The sequence below is a fragment of the Mariniblastus fucicola genome, from assembly GCF_008087665.1.
Lineage (GTDB): Bacteria > Planctomycetota > Planctomycetia > Pirellulales > Pirellulaceae > Mariniblastus > Mariniblastus fucicola.
Map to the genome: position 1 here is coordinate 4,294,063 of NZ_CP042912.1, position 15,858 is coordinate 4,309,920.

A 15,858-nucleotide genomic window follows, 5' to 3' on the forward strand; every position below is an offset into this window, starting at 1 on the left:
CGAAAGCCAAAGCCATCTAACAACGTCGCGCGACAATGCTTTGGAACAGGATCGGGCCTTTTTTAGCGAATCGAAAATATTCTGTGTGCTCCCAATTGAGCCCGGCGTCGCTGAAGAAAGCCGGGTAGTCGTAGTTCTCGTGCCACGGCACCAGTCCCATCAACCAAAACGATCCCATCGCCAACTTCAGATAGAAAATATTGAAGGCTTTGGCCAGCGGATTTCCCTGAGCCGTCGAAACGTCTGCGATCAGATACTTGCCGCCGTCGCGGACAAACGTCGCGGTATGAGCCATCATTTTCGCCATGTCGTCGCGTCGAAACACGTTTAGAAAATAGTTTGCGGCGACAACATCGTAGTGTCCGATCCGATCGTGATCGTAAGCGTTGACACAGACAAGTTCGGCGGACAGATTTTCCTCATCAAGCTTTTTCTGCACCTGTTCCAGCATCCCCTGCGAGATGTCGATGCAAGTGACTTTCGCGCCGTGCCTGGCCGCCATCACTGCGTCTTCGCCGGCTCCAGCGCCGAGGTACAACACCGTGTCGCCGGGCTCGATGTGCTGCATCTGATACTGTTTGGTCTTTCGAATCTGATTCGTCGAATAGATTTTGGCACTTTTTTCATAGAACCATGCGGCCCGATCGTAATTGCGGCCAAGCGCTTTGTCTTTTTCCGATATCTTCGATGAAGTCACGCGACGGTTCCCGGTAGGTTGAATCGTCTGATATCGTTGCGGATGTTTAGCGACATCGCAACAGAGCTTCCCCGGAGAACGAAATGCATTCTGATTCACGAAACTGCCGACCTGCGATCACGATGCTAATTGCTTTCACACTCGTCACCGCTCTAGGAATCGGCTGCGGCCCAGACGAACAGGCGAAAAAGGCGAAAGCCAGGCCTTCTGCTCCGCTCTCCTCCCGTGAGATTAAATTTCCGGCAATGGCCGTGGACGGGGGAACCGTCTACGTCGCCCAACAGCCAGATTCGTCGGATGAACTTTCGATCGACCAGCTTATTCTGCGAGCGGATCAGGAACTGGCCAGCGGCAACATCGACGAAGCACTTTCGCTGATTGCCAAAGTCCGCGATCAGGAAGACACTGCGATCTATTTCAAACAGTCGGTCGCCCGAATCCTGTTCGGTGCCGGAGAGATGGACGCCGCAGTCGAAGTCTATGACGAGATCCTGAAAGAACGTCCCGATATGAAGCCGCAACTTTGGCAACGCGGTTTGGCGTTGTACTACGCGGGGCAGTTCGAGAAAGGAGTCGAACAGTTTGAAACGCACCAAACCTACAATTCACAGGACGTTGAAAACTCGGTTTGGCATATGCTTTGTCAGTCGCAGTTGTCGTCGGTCGAAGAGGCTCGCGAAAAGATGATCCAGATCGATGAAGACACCCGGATCCCGATGAAACAGGTTTTCGAAATGTTCGCCGGTTCAGGATCGCCTGAGGCCGTCTTTGAGGCCTGTAGCTACGATCCCCAGAACCCTCAACGAAACGGTTCGATTTATCACGGTTTGCTCTACGTTGGACTTTTTCAGGAAATGAATGGCGACCAGGAAGCGTCAAACGAAACGATGCGAAAGGCGCTCAAGTGCAAGCCGTTGATGGTTGGCCTGATGGCGCATGTTGCGGAAGGGCATCTGCGAGCCCGCAAGGCTTACCCAGTCGACGCGAAAGAAGACTGACGCTGTTGTCAGTTTGATCTGACCGTTGCTCTTTTGACAACACATCTTTCGGATCCATGTGCGAAAAACCCGGATTTCACCGCGTCTCAGGGTTTGGCACGGGAATTGAAATTACTTTCTTGCATCAGCGAATACTTCTCCCCCAACACGACAGGTGAACGCGATGAAGAACATCCAATCGTCCAAGAGCTACGACGTACAACGACCGTATCTGATTCTGTTCTGTGCCACGATGCTTGGTGTCTTGACCAGCACTCTGATTCAGTAAGCAAAACCCTTGGACCGGCGGTGGTCATTTCTCAGGGTCAAAAAAAAATCGCCGGGCGATTGATATCGCACGGCGATTTTGCTCGCAAGCTTCCGGAAGAAAACGGATTCGTTGTCGTCGCTACCTTTTGGCCTTGCCGAAACCTTTTTCAGCAAGCTGCTTGTCGATCGCGAGGCAAATCGCATCCCCGAAGGTATCCTTTTTCTCACCAAGCTTCTTACGTTCAGCCGCCAAATATGCTTCTCGCTCTTTGGCAACCTTTTTGATCTCAGCCTGGACTTTCGCTCGTTCGGCCGCCTTTTCGGCTACGAACTTTTTGCGTTCCTCTTTCGACATCGTCTGCATCGCATCGGGCAGCTTTTCCTCTTCAACTTCTTCAATCGATTTGGCGTCAGCCTTCATCGCGTCCACCAGGTCCCGACTTCGGTTGTCGTAGATCGTCGTGGCCTTGGAAGCAACGCGACTTCCGAACGCCGGAGCAGGAGTTCCCATGCCCCCCATTCCTCGTCCTCCGGCAGCGTTGGTATCCTGAGCCAATTGGTTTTCACAGTACAGGTGACGCGCAGTTTTATCGCCGAACCACAGATAGGTCTTGTTCAGTTTTGTATTGAGTTCCAACAAAATCTTGTCTTGTGGGCACTTGATCGTGACCTGCTGACGATCCTGATTGATGTTAAAGCTTTGTCCGCCGCCTTTTTCAGCACCATCGGCCCACTTGCCTTTAACGCCTGTGGAATGGTCGCCGCAATGAATTGTGTTGACGAGAATGCCTTTCTCCCTGGCATCCGCACAAGTGCTCAAGTAGGAAATCTGGCCTTGTGTGAACGCTTCGTTGCCCGCAATAAAGATTGACTTATAGGCATCGTCATCGCTGCTCCAATCCAACCTCGCGATGGCTTCGCCGATGACCGCGCCGCAGTACTCATCGCCACCGCGAGTCGTCAGCCCAAAGAGTGCTTCGGAGACCTTGTCCAGGTCATCAGAAAGCGGCAACACTTGACGAATGTAGTTCTCGGTTGCCGGCAGGTTTGTATTTCCGTACTCGAATACGCTGACGCGAAGTGCAGGTTTTCGGCCGTCTTTTTCGGTCACGGACAGCCGTTGGACGATCTGCCAAAGTTGGTTTCTGGCTTGATTAATCAGCCCGTCCATTGAGTTCGACGTGTCGAGCAGAATCGCCACATCGACCGGGACTCGATCATCCTTGGCCGCGTCGTCGTCGCCTATTTTGACTTTGAGTTCTTCACCTTTCCCGTTGGTCAGCGTGACGGTTTCCTGAGCCTGATTATGCTTGGCAAAACCTTGTACAATGGCAAAACAGAGTGCCAGCAGAAATAACGGTTTTGCAAAATTGGCAGTTCGTAGCATTTCGATTCTCCGAAAGAATTTGGTTCGTGAAACCCCCACGGCTTTCGGACGCCGATTCGCATGCAAAGTTCCCAGGAAGTTCAAAATTCGTCTATGTCCAATTACACCGCGATTGATCCCGAAAAGATTATTTCGACTATCGAGCGATTGAAGGCGCGAATCGAAGAGCGTTTTCCCAAGTCAGGGCTGCGGAACGTTTGCGATCAGCTTCATGAAGTTTCGGTTCATATGAAGGAACGTTCCAATTGGATTGCGCGGCCGGTGCACTGGCTAAGAATTTTGACTTGGGTTGTGTGTATCCTGATCGTGGTTGGAACCGTAGGAGCGATCTGGATGATCGGCTCAGATGCTTCGATCGAGCAACAGTCGACCAGTTTTTCGGACTTCGTGACCTTGCTGGAAGCCGGAATCAACGATGTTGTGCTGATCGGAGCCGCTATCTTTTTCTTGCTAAGCTTCGAGACCCGATACAAACGGTCCCGAGCCCTCAAAGCACTGCACGAGCTACGATCGATTGCTCACGTGATCGACATGCATCAACTAACCAAGGATCCGCACCGAATTACGCAGCAGGGAAATTCTGTTTTCGTTCCCGGTCTCATGTCGCCCAAACTGAACATGACTCCGTTCGAGCTTCGTCGTTATCTGGACTATTGCAGCGAGATGCTTTCACTTACGGGAAAAGTGGCAGCGGTTTACAACCAGGCCTTTGATGACGGAGTCGCGACAGCAGCCGCGTCGGAACTGGAATCGCTAACGACGGGTCTTTCCAGTAAGATTTGGCAAAAGATTCTGATTTTGGAGTCATCTGGCGATTCCGGAACGACACCGCGGATTGAAACCGAGGTTTAATCAACCCGTCGCGAGATATTTTATTGCAATTTGCAATGAAATAGAGGTATCCTCTAATAGAGTAATCTCCCGACTTCAAAGTCCCGATTGGATAAATGTTGACAGCGACATACGCGTGGCTGCTGACATCCAACTTGCGTATTCCTGGCTTACATCACGCATGAAACCCGACCGAACAAAATTGAAATTGTGGATCTTCAGCTTGCTGCTGGCGTTCGCGACTTCGTTTGGCCCGGCTGTCACGCTTTCAATTGCTGAGTCATTGAGTTCTGAAGAGTCGAATGTCGAGCTGACCGAACTGGTTGAGTTCGAAGTCGACGGCGAAGAGAAAATCGTTGAAAGTCGTCAACGTCGAATCTTTCGCAGATCAATCGTGTGTCGCCGCTCTGACACCGGTCAACTTCATAAGCCATCCAAATCGGAGGTCGCCGATGTGCCGCCTTCCGCTCGCAGCCGCCACAAGGGATGCGGCAGCCATCTACGGATCTAGTCAGCTGAGCTAGACGAACTACCGCTACGTTTGCTGCCGTCAATCGCTGCGCACTTTGCCAGCGAGACTCTTCGAATAACTCCGTCTGTTGCGTCGTCGAAACCGTTACGTTTCGATCCCGCGCCGATGCGGTCACCCAAGGGATCCGATATGAAAATACGCGAGGGCTTTGCCCGATTTCAGGCATCGATTCAACCGACGATGCAACCTATCTACTCCGAACTGGAAAACGGTCAGTCACCTGAGACGTTTTTCATCACTTGCTCCGATTCCCGCATTTCCCCAAATCTGATCACGCAGACCGACCCTGGCGAAATTTTTGTCATCCGAAACGCAGGCAACATCGTCCCCAAACCCGGGACTGGTGAACTGTCCATCGAGGGCACTATCGAGTACGCCGTTCAGGTTCTGAAGGTTAAAAACATCGTCGTCTGCGGGCACTCACAGTGCGGCGCCGTCGGCGGATTGCTGGATCTTGAGTCCCTGGAAACGCTGCCAGCGGTGCGAGACTGGGTAAGCAAAAGCGGCGCCGTTCTGGCAAAAATCAAAGACTGCGACGCGGAGTCAAGATCCGAGGAAGCAATCAAAGCCAACGTGATGCTGCAACTGGATCACTTGATGGAATACGAATATGTGAGATCGGCTGTGGAACGAGGAGACCTCGAACTCCACGGCATCGTCTATCACTTCGGCAGCGGACAAGTCGACTATTTGACTGACGGAACCTTTTAATAAACAACACGAGCCTTGAGGCAACAACAGCGGCTGGGACTTCCCGGGAACAAGACAGTCTCGCGAACCCGGCGCTGGTTTAATAACGCCTTCAAGCCTCGTGGTTGACAAGCGCAGAAATACAAAACAACAGGACGAAACGATGGCTAGCGACAATTCCAACAAAACTCCTTCAGGCGGCCCGACCGTTGGTGGCGCGAACAAACCGACAGGTTTCTTTCGAGCATTCCGCGAGGACTTTCTGGCGTCCATCGTGGTCTTTCTGGTCGCGCTTCCGCTGTGCATCGGCATCGCGGTCGCGGTTGGAGTCAGCCCGACGCGAGCCCTGATTACAGGGATCATTGGCGGGTTGATCGTTGGTTTTTTCAGCGGTTCGCCTTTGCAAGTCAGCGGGCCGGCGGCTGGTCTGTTTGTGATCGTCGCCGATTTGATTTCCAGCGGCAAAGAAAGCTTCATCGCGCGAGCCGGATCAGGAGAAGTCGTCGAATCCGAAGCCGTTGCCTATTCGTTGATGGTGCTCGGGACGGCGGTCTTTCTGTCCGGCATCCTGCAAGTCATCGCCGGAAGATTGAAGCTGGGTCAGTGGTTCCGCGCCGTTTCTCCCGCGGTGATCAAAGGCATGCTGGCCGGGATTGGCTTCCTGATTTTGGTCAGCCAATTTCATGTCATGCTGGACCACGTTGCTTTGTGGCACGGTGAAAAAGCCCACGGCGGTCTCCAGTACCTCGCGACCATCCCGGAAGCGATTATGAAGTGCTTCTCAACCGACACGACACACAACCATCATCTCGCGGCGCTGACCGGCATCGTCACGATCGCGTGCCTGATTCTATGGCCGATGATTCCAAGCAAAAAACTGAAAATCGTTCCTGCGGCTCTGGTTGCGATTGTTGTGGCGACCGTTTTTGCGAACGTCAACGGCTTGGAGATCAAGAAGATTGAAATCGCGGGCAACTTGCTTTCCGATACAACCTTCCCGGTCACGGCCACCTGGTTTCAACTGCTGCTCGATCCGTTGGTAATTAAAGGAGCCATCGTGATCGCGTTGATTGCCAGCGCGGAAACGCTGCTCTGTGCAACGGCCGTCGACCAGATGCACACCGGCGAACGCACCAACTATGACAAGGAGCTTTCTGCACAGGGCATTGGTAACATTCTGTGCGGACTTGTAGGGGCACTTCCAATGACGGGTGTGATCGTACGAAGCTCTGCGAACGTGAACTCGGGAGGTAAAACACGGCTTTCCACAATCCTGCACGGCGCTTGGCTGCTGCTTTTTGTGGCGTTGCTGCCGCAAGTCCTCGGGTTCATTCCTCGAGCCGCGCTTGGCGCGTTGCTGGTTCACATCGGTATCAAGCTTTTGAACTTGAAGCAGATTCCCGAGCTTTGGAAAACCAGCAAGAGCGAAGTCGGAATTTTCCTGGCGACTGTTCTGGTGATCGTCGGCGAAGACTTGCTCGTCGGAGTCATCGTGGGCATCATGCTTTCTGCGATCAAACTGCTCCATCGATTCTCGCATCTGGAACTTCAACTGAACGAAAACGAAGATGTATCGACCCTTGAAATGCAGGGAGCAGCAACTTTCCTGCGTCTGCCACAACTGGCTGCGACGCTGGAAAAGGTGCCCGATTCGTCAGAGTTGCGAGTTGACTTTCGCCATTTGAGTTACATCGATCACGCCTGTCTGGACTTGCTGATGAATTGGGAAAAGCAGCACGAAGGCCAAGGTGGAAAACTGATGATCGACTGGTCTTCGCTACACGGCCGTTTCTCGGAGGCTCCGGATGAGAACCTGAAACGCGTCAAGCTTGCCAGCGCCGGCAGTTTGGACGTCGCTCCGAATTTCCCAACAGCGGAATCGTTGGCAGACACTGCGGCCAAACATAAATCTGACCCTCGAACCGCTGCGACGAATAGCAACGGCGAGGTGGCGAATCCCCAGCGGTCGTTGTAAGGTCACTGCAATTTGCAGCCTGACACTTTCAACGCCCGGGAATCTTCATGCCTTCGGTTAGAGTTATTTGCGCCAACTGGATTTTGCCCGTTTCCAGCCCTCCAATCCGCAACGGTGCAGTCGCGATCACGGCAGATCAAATTGTTGCCGTCGGCGATCGCGTTTCGGTATTGGATACTCTATCGACAACCGGTTCGGATTTGGCCGTTGAGGAACATCCTCACGCGACGATCATTCCTGGATTGATCAACGCGCATACCCATCTGGAATTCAGTCACCTGCAGGCACCGCTCGGGCACAAAGGAATTTCGCTTCCGGATTGGATCGCACATGTGATGGGCGTCCGTGGCGAAACGGATGCTGATTCCAAACGCGATTCCATTCAGTCAGGGCTGAAGGAACTGTACGAAACTGGAACAGTAGCCGTCGGGGAAATTTCAACTTTCCCGACCACTGCAGTGGCAGACTATTCAATCGACGCTTGCCAGTTTCATATTCACAAAACATTGTTTCTTGAGCAACTCACGCGGAATCTGGAGCTGCTGCCGCAACGAGGCGCCGAGGCAGCTGCTCATCTGAACCAACGGTGCATCGGATTGGGCCTGAGCCCCCACGCTCCCTACTCAACGCATCCGGATTTGCTGAAGCAGATCGTGGATCTTGCGATCGAAAGAAATGCGCCTCTCGCAATGCACGTCGCGGAAACGAAAGAAGAGCTTGAGCTATTGGAATCACGCAGCGGAAAGTTCGTAGAACTGCTTCAGAAACTAGGCGTCTGGAAGGCCGATTCGTTCGGCGACAAAGACTCAATCGACAACATCATCGAACAACTTGGACGCCACAATCGTTCGATGCTGGTTCATGGAAACTACCTGAATGACAGGCAGCTGCAACGAATTTCCGAGCTAAAAATCACAGTTGTTTTTTGTCCGCGAACGCACGCCTGGTTTGGTCACGACCAATATCCGTTGGCACGAATGCTGGAACTGGGCATCAACGTTGCGATCGGCACCGATTCGCGGGCCTCAAACCCGGACTTAAACCTGCTGGAAGAGCTCAGATTGATCTCCCAAACGCACCCCAATGTGTTACCCGAAACCATCCTCTCGCTTGGAACACGCTGCGGCGCGATAGCTCTGGGAGTCGATCAACGATTCGGCACCCTCGAAATCGGAAAGGGATCGGCAATCGGCGTCATCGATTCGGACAAAGATGAGCACGATCCGTGGTGGTGGCTCACAGGCAAACAAGCGGCTTCTGTCCTGAGATAGCCAAACTCTGAAAACGTTTTCAACAAATACAGTAAGTAGCTGCGCAGCCGTGAAACGTATGGCCGCTACCGGACGATGAGGCCGTGAATTTCAGATGACCAAGTTCATCCGAACTGCGACACCACGCAAAACAGCAATCCGTTGTTGAAAGCGGTCTCGACGCTGAATCATCAGCGCATCCATCTCGTTCTGGTGTCACTCGTAAGCAACGACACGATGGCAACGACGACGACTCTGTTAACGTACCCGAACCCTCTTGAGAAAGCGGCCAGCGGAATAACCTGAAAAACATCCGTCCTTCAGAATGAAAAGTGACCAAGTGTCGATGCGATCAAAGTTGCGTTTGAGCAAACTCACATTCTCCAACTTCGTGAAGGTATCGAACATGATTTTTCGTATGCTACTAACCCTATCAGTTTTTGTAACATTTCATTGCAACGCAAACGCCGACATCTTCGTGTTCACCAATCAAGCCGATTGGCTTGCAGCAACGGAATCGGTTGTGACCGAGGAATTTTCCGACGGCACTCTGCTCCCAGACTTGAGCGTTGTATCGGACAATGGAGTAGTCGCTCTCGGAACGTGGACTGACACCGTTACCGACCCGTTGATCGGTTCATCCGCAACGACAACTTGGTCGTACACCGGAGCACCTACTGCGTGGGCATCCGAAATCGATTTGACGCCAGGAGGTTTGGGAAGCGGATTGAATGTCGACGTCGACTTTACTGACGCAACGTCTCAAAGCTTCGACACAATTGATGCCAGTGGTTTCTGGGGCATCGTCTCCGATGACAAAGCGATCTCTGACATCACGTTCTCCACCACGTCACTCCTTGGGCTGGGGTTGGATCAGGAACAGTACGCGATGGACAATGTTTCCAGCGGATTCGCAGTCTCAGCGGTTCCTGAACCTGGAGCAGCAACTCTGCTGTTACTGATTGGCGTCGTATTGGTCAAAAGACGCCGGCGATGAATTAGGGCACATTTCCCGAGATTGGCCATGATTGTCAGAGCAGAGCGAGGCATCAGCAAGTTCTCCGTCTGGCATGTGGCCTGCGATGAGATATTGAGCCCGCTTAAAATTGCGTTGTCCAAAATTTATTGCAAGATTCACCAGTTGTGACCGAATGAACCGTCGTCATGCGTTTTTGCAACGACTTTGCCATTTCCTAAACAGGTGTATCAAGATGAATGTTTTCGGGCTCAACAGGTATTCAAGGGTCGCGGTGATGCTGTTGACCGCAGTTGCTGCCAATATTTCGATCGCTCAAATCTCTGACGATCAGATTCCGGAAACAGCCGCCAGCGGCACTCAGCAAAACGTCGCGCAGGACGGAGCAGATTCCGGTACGCCAAGCGCTTCGCAAGGCTCCGAAGTCGTCGACAAAGTTAAAGACACGGTTGTTGAAACAGCGGGCATCGTAAAAGACAAGGCCAACGAAATTGGCCAGACGCTTGACCAAAGCCAATCTGTCGTCGATGTCAGCAACAGCATTCTGAATCCGATTTACCAGGCAGCGGAATCGGCTGGTCAGTATCCAATGTTCTACTGGTGTGCCTTTACGTTGATGGCGGCAGGCGTGGTCAGCTTTCTGCTGCAGCTATTGCTTACGAAGCTGTTCCTGCTGTTCCGCATGCATCTCAATCTCGAAGAGATGATCATGGATGGCGTCGGATTGGCGATCAGCGTTGTCGGACTGATTCTGACCACACAAGCCGCTTCCGAGAACTCAGCATCGTTCGTGCAAAGCCCATCAGCAGTTTTGTCTGCTGTTGGAATCGGCGCCGTCCTGGGCATTGTGTTCTACATCTGGGGACAGCGTCAGGAATTTCAGGCAGCAGAAGGCTACGCCGCGGCCAAGGCAAAAGAAACGTAGTCGGCAACAACGCCAGGCCCGAAAGCGAACTACGCAGAAAGCAGTTTCTTCAGTTCGTTTTGGGCATTGGCGGATTCGGCCGCCAAAGCAGGATCCGCGAGCGCTTCCAGCGTCAACGTGTCGCGATAGTGAGTCTCGATCCAGTTCCCAAGCCGTTCGGCTTTGCCATCATCCAGGCGATACGTCGAATCCAACAAGCTCAACTCTTCCTCGGTGACCACCACTCTTAGCCGCAAACAAGCGGGACCGCCGCCGTTGTTCATGCTTTGACGCAAATCGAAAAACTGAACTTCGTCGATCGGACAATCGTCTTCAACAAGCCGCTGAGCACACTTGAAGGCGGTCTCCGTTTCTTCAACTTCCTGAGGACAGATCAGCGTCATGTTTCCGCTGGGTCGCGACACGATTTGGCTATTGAAGAAGTAGCTATCGATCGCGTCCTGGATCGGAAGCTCCGAATCGCTGAACTCAACTGGAAAGAACTGCCCGCCAGACTGTGCGAAAAACTCTTCAACATGTTTGACAACCAGAGGCTGATCCAAAAACGAATGCTCATGCATCAACAACACATTTTCGTTACCAACGGAGATCACATCGTTGTGAAACACTCCCGCGTCGATCGCATCAGGAGTTTGCTGAACCAACATCGCGTGTTGAACTCCGTGCCGTCTTACAATGGACTCGCTTGCCAGTCGCGACTGCCGGGCCGGAAACTTTTTCGGTTTGGCGAGGTCGCGATTGAACGGATCGAAACCGAACACAAACAGATGCAAACCCTGATGTCCATGTGACTTGCACAGACGGGTGTGATTGGCGGCGCCTTCGTCACTGATGGCAAACGGCGATGGAAGTGCATGATGAATGGTAAACCGACCTGCGTCACAGAAAATCTGGCTCATCACGTCATGCATTTTCGTGTGATCAAATGCTCGGTGCCACGTTCGAGAGAGATTGGCTGGCGTGAAATGTAGCTTGCCGTCGGCTGAGTCTATCGACGGCGTTACCGTTCCCGCATTGGCGGTCCACATCGTTGCGGCACTGTAGACGGAATTCAGCAGCGTTGGATTTTGAGCGGCGCAATCACGAATCATGTCGGACTCTGTTCCGCTGAAACCGAGCTCTCGCAGCAACGCAAAATTCGGTTTGTCGATTGGCGGAAGGAAGAACTGCGGCACGCCGAGGCTGGCTACACTGCGCATTTTTTCGAGCCCCTGCAACGCTCCTTTCTTTGGAAATGAAGGCTGATTCTGATGAATCTCCGATGCCACATTGCCGTGAGAAAGGCCGGCGTAGTTGTGCGTTGGGCCTATCAGCCCGTCAAAGTTTATTTCGATCGACATGGTATTCAGTTTAAGTCATTGAGAAGCTGTCGCCCTGTCATGCAAACTTTATCGGAGGCTGGTTGTGACGCGGCGATTGTTTGAATTCATCCCCCCCGCGTGTCGCAAATCAGCCGATACCGTCAAAATTCGTGCGCCGATGGCGATACAGTCCAATTTTCCCATGTTTTAGTGAAACTTGATACCATGGTTTGTCGTCTATAATTGAATAGAGGACGAGATAGACCTTTGCCCAGGAACAGCAAATGGCCACGAGCACAAGTAAGCAGCAACGCGTCGCCGGCAAACGAAACCAACGAACGGTCAAGGTTCAGGACTACGTTGCGGAGAAGCTCAACACGACACAGCGACAGGTCCGCCAAGTCGATGTCCTCTCACACGTCATCGGTCTGATTTCGATCGTGTTGGTCTTTCTTCTGACCGTTGCCATCATTGATGCTTGGATCGTACCGCTAGGAACGCTTGGTCGCTGGGCGGGATTCCTGATGCTGGTCGTCGGCACGCTTGCGTTTCTTACGATGACCGTTGGACGCGCGTTGATGCGTAAAGTCAATCCGGACTACGCGGCTCAGATGATCGAAGAGTCACAACCTGGTTTCAAGAACAGCCTGCTCAACTACGTCTCTCTCAGTCGAAAACCGCAGGGCACCAAAGCCGCCGTGATGGACGCTGTTTCCAGACAGGCCGCGACGGATATCTCGACGGTCCCGATGGAAGCCATGGTCGACCGCTCGGCCGTAATTCGGGTCAGCATGATTTTGGCCGGCGTCATTTTCTTCGGAGCCATGTACACGCTGTTTTCGCCAAAGAATCCGTTTCAGTCGATGGCTCGCGTTGTTTTTCCTGGTGCCAAGATCGCGCCGCCGTCGGTGGTCTCGATCGAGAACGTGAAGCCCGGAGACGCAGAAGCTTTCTTCGGTGATGAGATCGAAGTCTCCGCGACTGTCGTGGGACGCCATGCGCCTGAGGACGTCAAACTGATTTACTCAACACAGGATGGCCAGATTGTCGATCGCGTTGTTCCAATGACGGTCGAAAGCGGATCAACCGATCAGTATATGGCGTCGCTGTCGACCGACGGGGCGGGCATTCAGCAGTCGCTGACCTATCACATCGTTGCTCGCGATGGAATCACGCCGGAGTATCTTATCGATGTTCGGACGAATCCTTCGATCGCGATCGAGAATGTTTCGTTGGAGCCGCCAAAGTATTCAAAGCTGGAGAAATGGAGTCAGCCGCAAGGCAACCTTGAGGCTCTCGAAGGAACACGCGTTCGCATCGACGCAAAAGCGAACTTGCCGATTGAGTCAGCAGAAATTGAGTTGCTGCGAATGAGCGATAAAGGTGATTTTTCGACGGCTCGCAAGATTCGAATGAACACTCAGGCCGACCAACCGCGGCACGCTGTCGGCAGCTTTACCGTGGCGATGAATGGACGCCGCACTCGTCCCGCGGCAACTCACTACCGTCTGAATTTCATCAGCGACGAAGGCCACAGGAACCAACAGCCGAACAGCTTTTCGATCAAAGTCATCCCGGATCTGGCTCCGGAAATCAACATCGTGAATCCGCTGGAGAAAACGACTTCGTTGCCGATCAACGGCCAAATGACGATTCGTGCACAAGCCAACGATGCTGATTTTGAGATTGCGAAGATTGAACTTCAGATCGAACACAATGGTCAGCGAATCCATCGCCAACCAATGCCACTGGCTCCTGTTCAAGGAATGCGGCGAGTCAACGGGGACTACGTTTTGGATATCACTCGTCAATTCCCCTTTCTGGAGGTCGGTGATCAGCTCGTTTTTCACGCGTCGGCGTATGACAACCGGGTCCTGCCGAGCGGCAAAGCTGCTCCGAACATCACGGATAGCGAAAACTACGACATCGTGATTACGGAACCACAGGCGGAACCGGATCAGAAGAACGATCCCGATCAGCAAGATCAGTCTCGCGATGCGAAGAACACGGACGGTCGGGGTGAATCTCAGGAACCCAACCAGTTCGATCCACAGGAAGACCGCGACCAGCAAGACCCTGAGAGGCAACCTGGAGAGCAACCAGATCGGGATGCAGAAAATGCGCAGCAGAAAGACGATGACTCTGATGAGCAGGAAAATCCAGGCGAGCAAAATGAGCCGGGCGGAGAAGACTCTGGCAAGCAACAGCCAGGAGATCAGGGTAATGAGAAAGGTGGTCAAGGCCAGCAGGATTCTGGAGAACCGGATCCTAAGCAGAACGGCGAGCGCAGTGACCGCAGCGATTCTGGCGAGCAAGAAGGTGGCGAACAAGATGGCGGCATGGATCAAGGTGATCGGCAACCTGGTGAGGGAAGTCAGCCTGGATCGCAGCAACAATCTGGTGATCGGCCACAGAACGACCAACCAAAAGGAAACGCACAGCAACCAGAAATGGAGCAGGGCGATCAATCAAATTCTCAGCCTGGAGGAGAAGGTTCATCCCAAGGCGGCGGGGGCGAAAGTGCTCCGGAGAATGACGCGGATCGAATGGCGAAGCTGGCCGAAATGATGGGCGATCCTGAAGAAGATGAGTCTTCAGCGGAAGAACCCAACGAGGGCGGCGAGCCTGGTGAGCAGAGCGAGCAGGGGCAACCTGAGGAAGGACAAGGTGAGCCTGGAGAACAGGAAGGGCAAGACCAAACACAAGAAAGCCAGAATAAACCTGGTGAGCAAGGACAATCCCAACCCGGTGAACAGGGACAAGGCGAACAAGGACAGCCCCAACCTGGTGAACAAGGGCAGGGCGATCAAGGGCAAGCTCAACCTGGCGAACAGGGGCAGGGCGATCAAGGGCAAGCTCAACCTGGCGAAAATGGACAGTCCGAAAATGGACAGTCGCAACCCGGTGGTGAGCAAGGTCAAAGCGAACAAGGTCAAGGTAATCAGGGCCAGGCGGGCCAACCTCAATCGAGCCAACAATCGCAGGGCGAGGGAACGGGAGAACAAGGTCAACCTCAACCGGGAGAAGGAACGCCTCAGCAGGGTCAAGGCACGGGCGAAGCTCAGGGCCAGGAAGATGATCAGCAAAACGGTACGCAACCGCAGCAAAACCAGAACAGCTCTCAAGGCGAAGAAAACGGAATGGCTCAAGGCAGCGCCGGAAGCGAGCAGGGTGCTGAATCACCCAACGGCGCTCCCGCAGAAAGTTCTTCTGAAGGACAAGCTTCCGGTCAAGAGAGCGGCGAGGGTAATGGCCAGGGAGAGGGAGAAGGCCAAGGTCAGCGCGAAGGAGAGGGCCAAGGTCAGGGACAAGGCGAAGGTGAAGGACAAGGTCAGGGTGAAGGTGAAGGTCAAGGCCAAGGCCAAGGCGAAGGACAAGGACAAGGCGAAGGACAAGGCCAAGGCGAAGGACAAGGCCAAGGCGAAGGACAAGGACAAGGCGAAGGACAAGGCGAAGGACAAGGCGAAGGACAAGGACAGGGACAGGGACAAGGACAGGGACAAGGACAGGGACAGGGTCAGGGTCAGGGTCAGGGTCAGGGTCAGGGTCAGGGTCAGGGTCAGGGTCAGGGTCAGGGCGGCGGACAACCGGGGACGCAACAGGGCGGTCCCAACGGGGCTCCGTCGAACGGCGGCGGAGGCGGAAACTTCGCTGGCGATAACGAATTGAGCGAAGAGGAAGCCAATCTCGAGTTTTCGAAAAAGGCCACCGACATGATTCTCAATCGCCTCAAGAAGCAGAGAAACAATCCTGATCAGGAACTGCTCGATGCAATGAACTGGACCAAGGACGACATGAATCGCTTCATCGATCGTTGGGAAAAAATGCAGCAACAAGCCAACAGTGGAAACGAAGCCGACCGCAAACGATTTGAGAAGCAACTCAAAGGACTGGGACTGCGTCCACCCGGAGCCCGAATCCGCTCGACACTAGATGGCGATGGCAAGGACAACTATCGCGAAGACAGTGCTGTCGACATGATCATGCCCGAACTCCGCAGTGAGTTTCAGGCCTTTCAACGCGAGCAGAGCAGATCTGACCGGTAGT

The 15,858-nt window shown here is 53.4% G+C and carries 12 protein-coding genes; 9 read left to right on the plus strand and 3 right to left on the minus strand.

Annotated features, from left to right (window positions below; genetic code table 11):
- Positions 1–16: 16 nt before the first annotated feature.
- The gene (locus tag MFFC18_RS15835; RefSeq protein ID WP_084416745.1) at positions 17–796 is read right to left on the minus strand and encodes a class I SAM-dependent methyltransferase; all 780 of its coding nucleotides are present in this window, start codon (positions 794–796) and stop codon (positions 17–19) included.
- Between MFFC18_RS15835 and MFFC18_RS15840 the strand changes: the two genes are divergently transcribed.
- The gene (locus MFFC18_RS15840) at positions 781–1,695 is read left to right on the plus strand and encodes a tetratricopeptide repeat protein (RefSeq protein WP_075082041.1); all 915 of its coding nucleotides are present in this window, start codon (positions 781–783) and stop codon (positions 1,693–1,695) included. The two genes, MFFC18_RS15835 and MFFC18_RS15840, sit on opposite strands and share 16 nt — an antisense overlap.
- 388 nt (positions 1,696–2,083) lie before the next feature.
- On the opposite strand, the gene MFFC18_RS15845 is transcribed toward MFFC18_RS15840, so the two are convergent.
- A complete protein-coding gene (locus MFFC18_RS15845) occupies positions 2,084–3,331 on the minus strand; it encodes a vWA domain-containing protein (RefSeq protein ID WP_148618908.1) in 1,248 nt (415 codons plus the stop codon).
- Between the two features lie 93 nt (positions 3,332–3,424).
- On the opposite strand from MFFC18_RS15845, the gene MFFC18_RS15850 reads away from it, so the two are divergent.
- From MFFC18_RS15850 to MFFC18_RS15880, 7 genes are all read left to right on the plus strand, one after another.
- Positions 3,425–4,183, plus strand: coding sequence for a hypothetical protein (locus MFFC18_RS15850; RefSeq protein WP_075082039.1), 759 nt, complete (start codon positions 3,425–3,427; stop codon positions 4,181–4,183).
- A gap of 181 nt (positions 4,184–4,364) precedes the next feature.
- Positions 4,365–4,673 (plus strand): hypothetical protein, encoded by a 309-nt coding sequence (locus MFFC18_RS15855; RefSeq protein WP_148618909.1) that lies wholly within the window; start codon positions 4,365–4,367, stop codon positions 4,671–4,673.
- Positions 4,674–4,823: 150 nt separating this feature from the next.
- A complete protein-coding gene (locus MFFC18_RS15860) occupies positions 4,824–5,405 on the plus strand; it encodes a carbonic anhydrase (protein ID WP_202907477.1) in 582 nt (193 codons plus the stop codon).
- Positions 5,406–5,547: 142 nt separating this feature from the next.
- Positions 5,548–7,359, plus strand: coding sequence for a SulP family inorganic anion transporter (locus MFFC18_RS15865; RefSeq protein WP_084416766.1), 1,812 nt, complete (start codon positions 5,548–5,550; stop codon positions 7,357–7,359).
- Between the two features lie 47 nt (positions 7,360–7,406).
- The gene (locus MFFC18_RS15870; protein WP_075082035.1) at positions 7,407–8,630 is read left to right on the plus strand and encodes an amidohydrolase family protein; all 1,224 of its coding nucleotides are present in this window, start codon (positions 7,407–7,409) and stop codon (positions 8,628–8,630) included.
- 385 nt (positions 8,631–9,015) lie between these two features.
- Positions 9,016–9,606, plus strand: coding sequence for a hypothetical protein (locus MFFC18_RS15875; RefSeq protein ID WP_148618910.1), 591 nt, complete (start codon positions 9,016–9,018; stop codon positions 9,604–9,606).
- 214 nt (positions 9,607–9,820) lie between these two features.
- A complete protein-coding gene (locus MFFC18_RS15880) occupies positions 9,821–10,510 on the plus strand; it encodes a hypothetical protein (protein ID WP_148618911.1) in 690 nt (229 codons plus the stop codon).
- A 29-nt stretch (positions 10,511–10,539) separates the two neighbouring features.
- On the opposite strand, the gene MFFC18_RS15885 is transcribed toward MFFC18_RS15880, so the two are convergent.
- Positions 10,540–11,850, minus strand: coding sequence for an N-succinylarginine dihydrolase (locus MFFC18_RS15885; protein WP_075082032.1), 1,311 nt, complete (start codon positions 11,848–11,850; stop codon positions 10,540–10,542).
- A gap of 245 nt (positions 11,851–12,095) precedes the next feature.
- Between MFFC18_RS15885 and MFFC18_RS15890 the strand changes: the two genes are divergently transcribed.
- Positions 12,096–15,857, plus strand: a complete 3,762-nt coding sequence (locus MFFC18_RS15890; RefSeq protein WP_075082031.1) for a hypothetical protein — start codon at positions 12,096–12,098, stop codon at positions 15,855–15,857.
- Position 15,858: the final 1 nt, after the last annotated feature.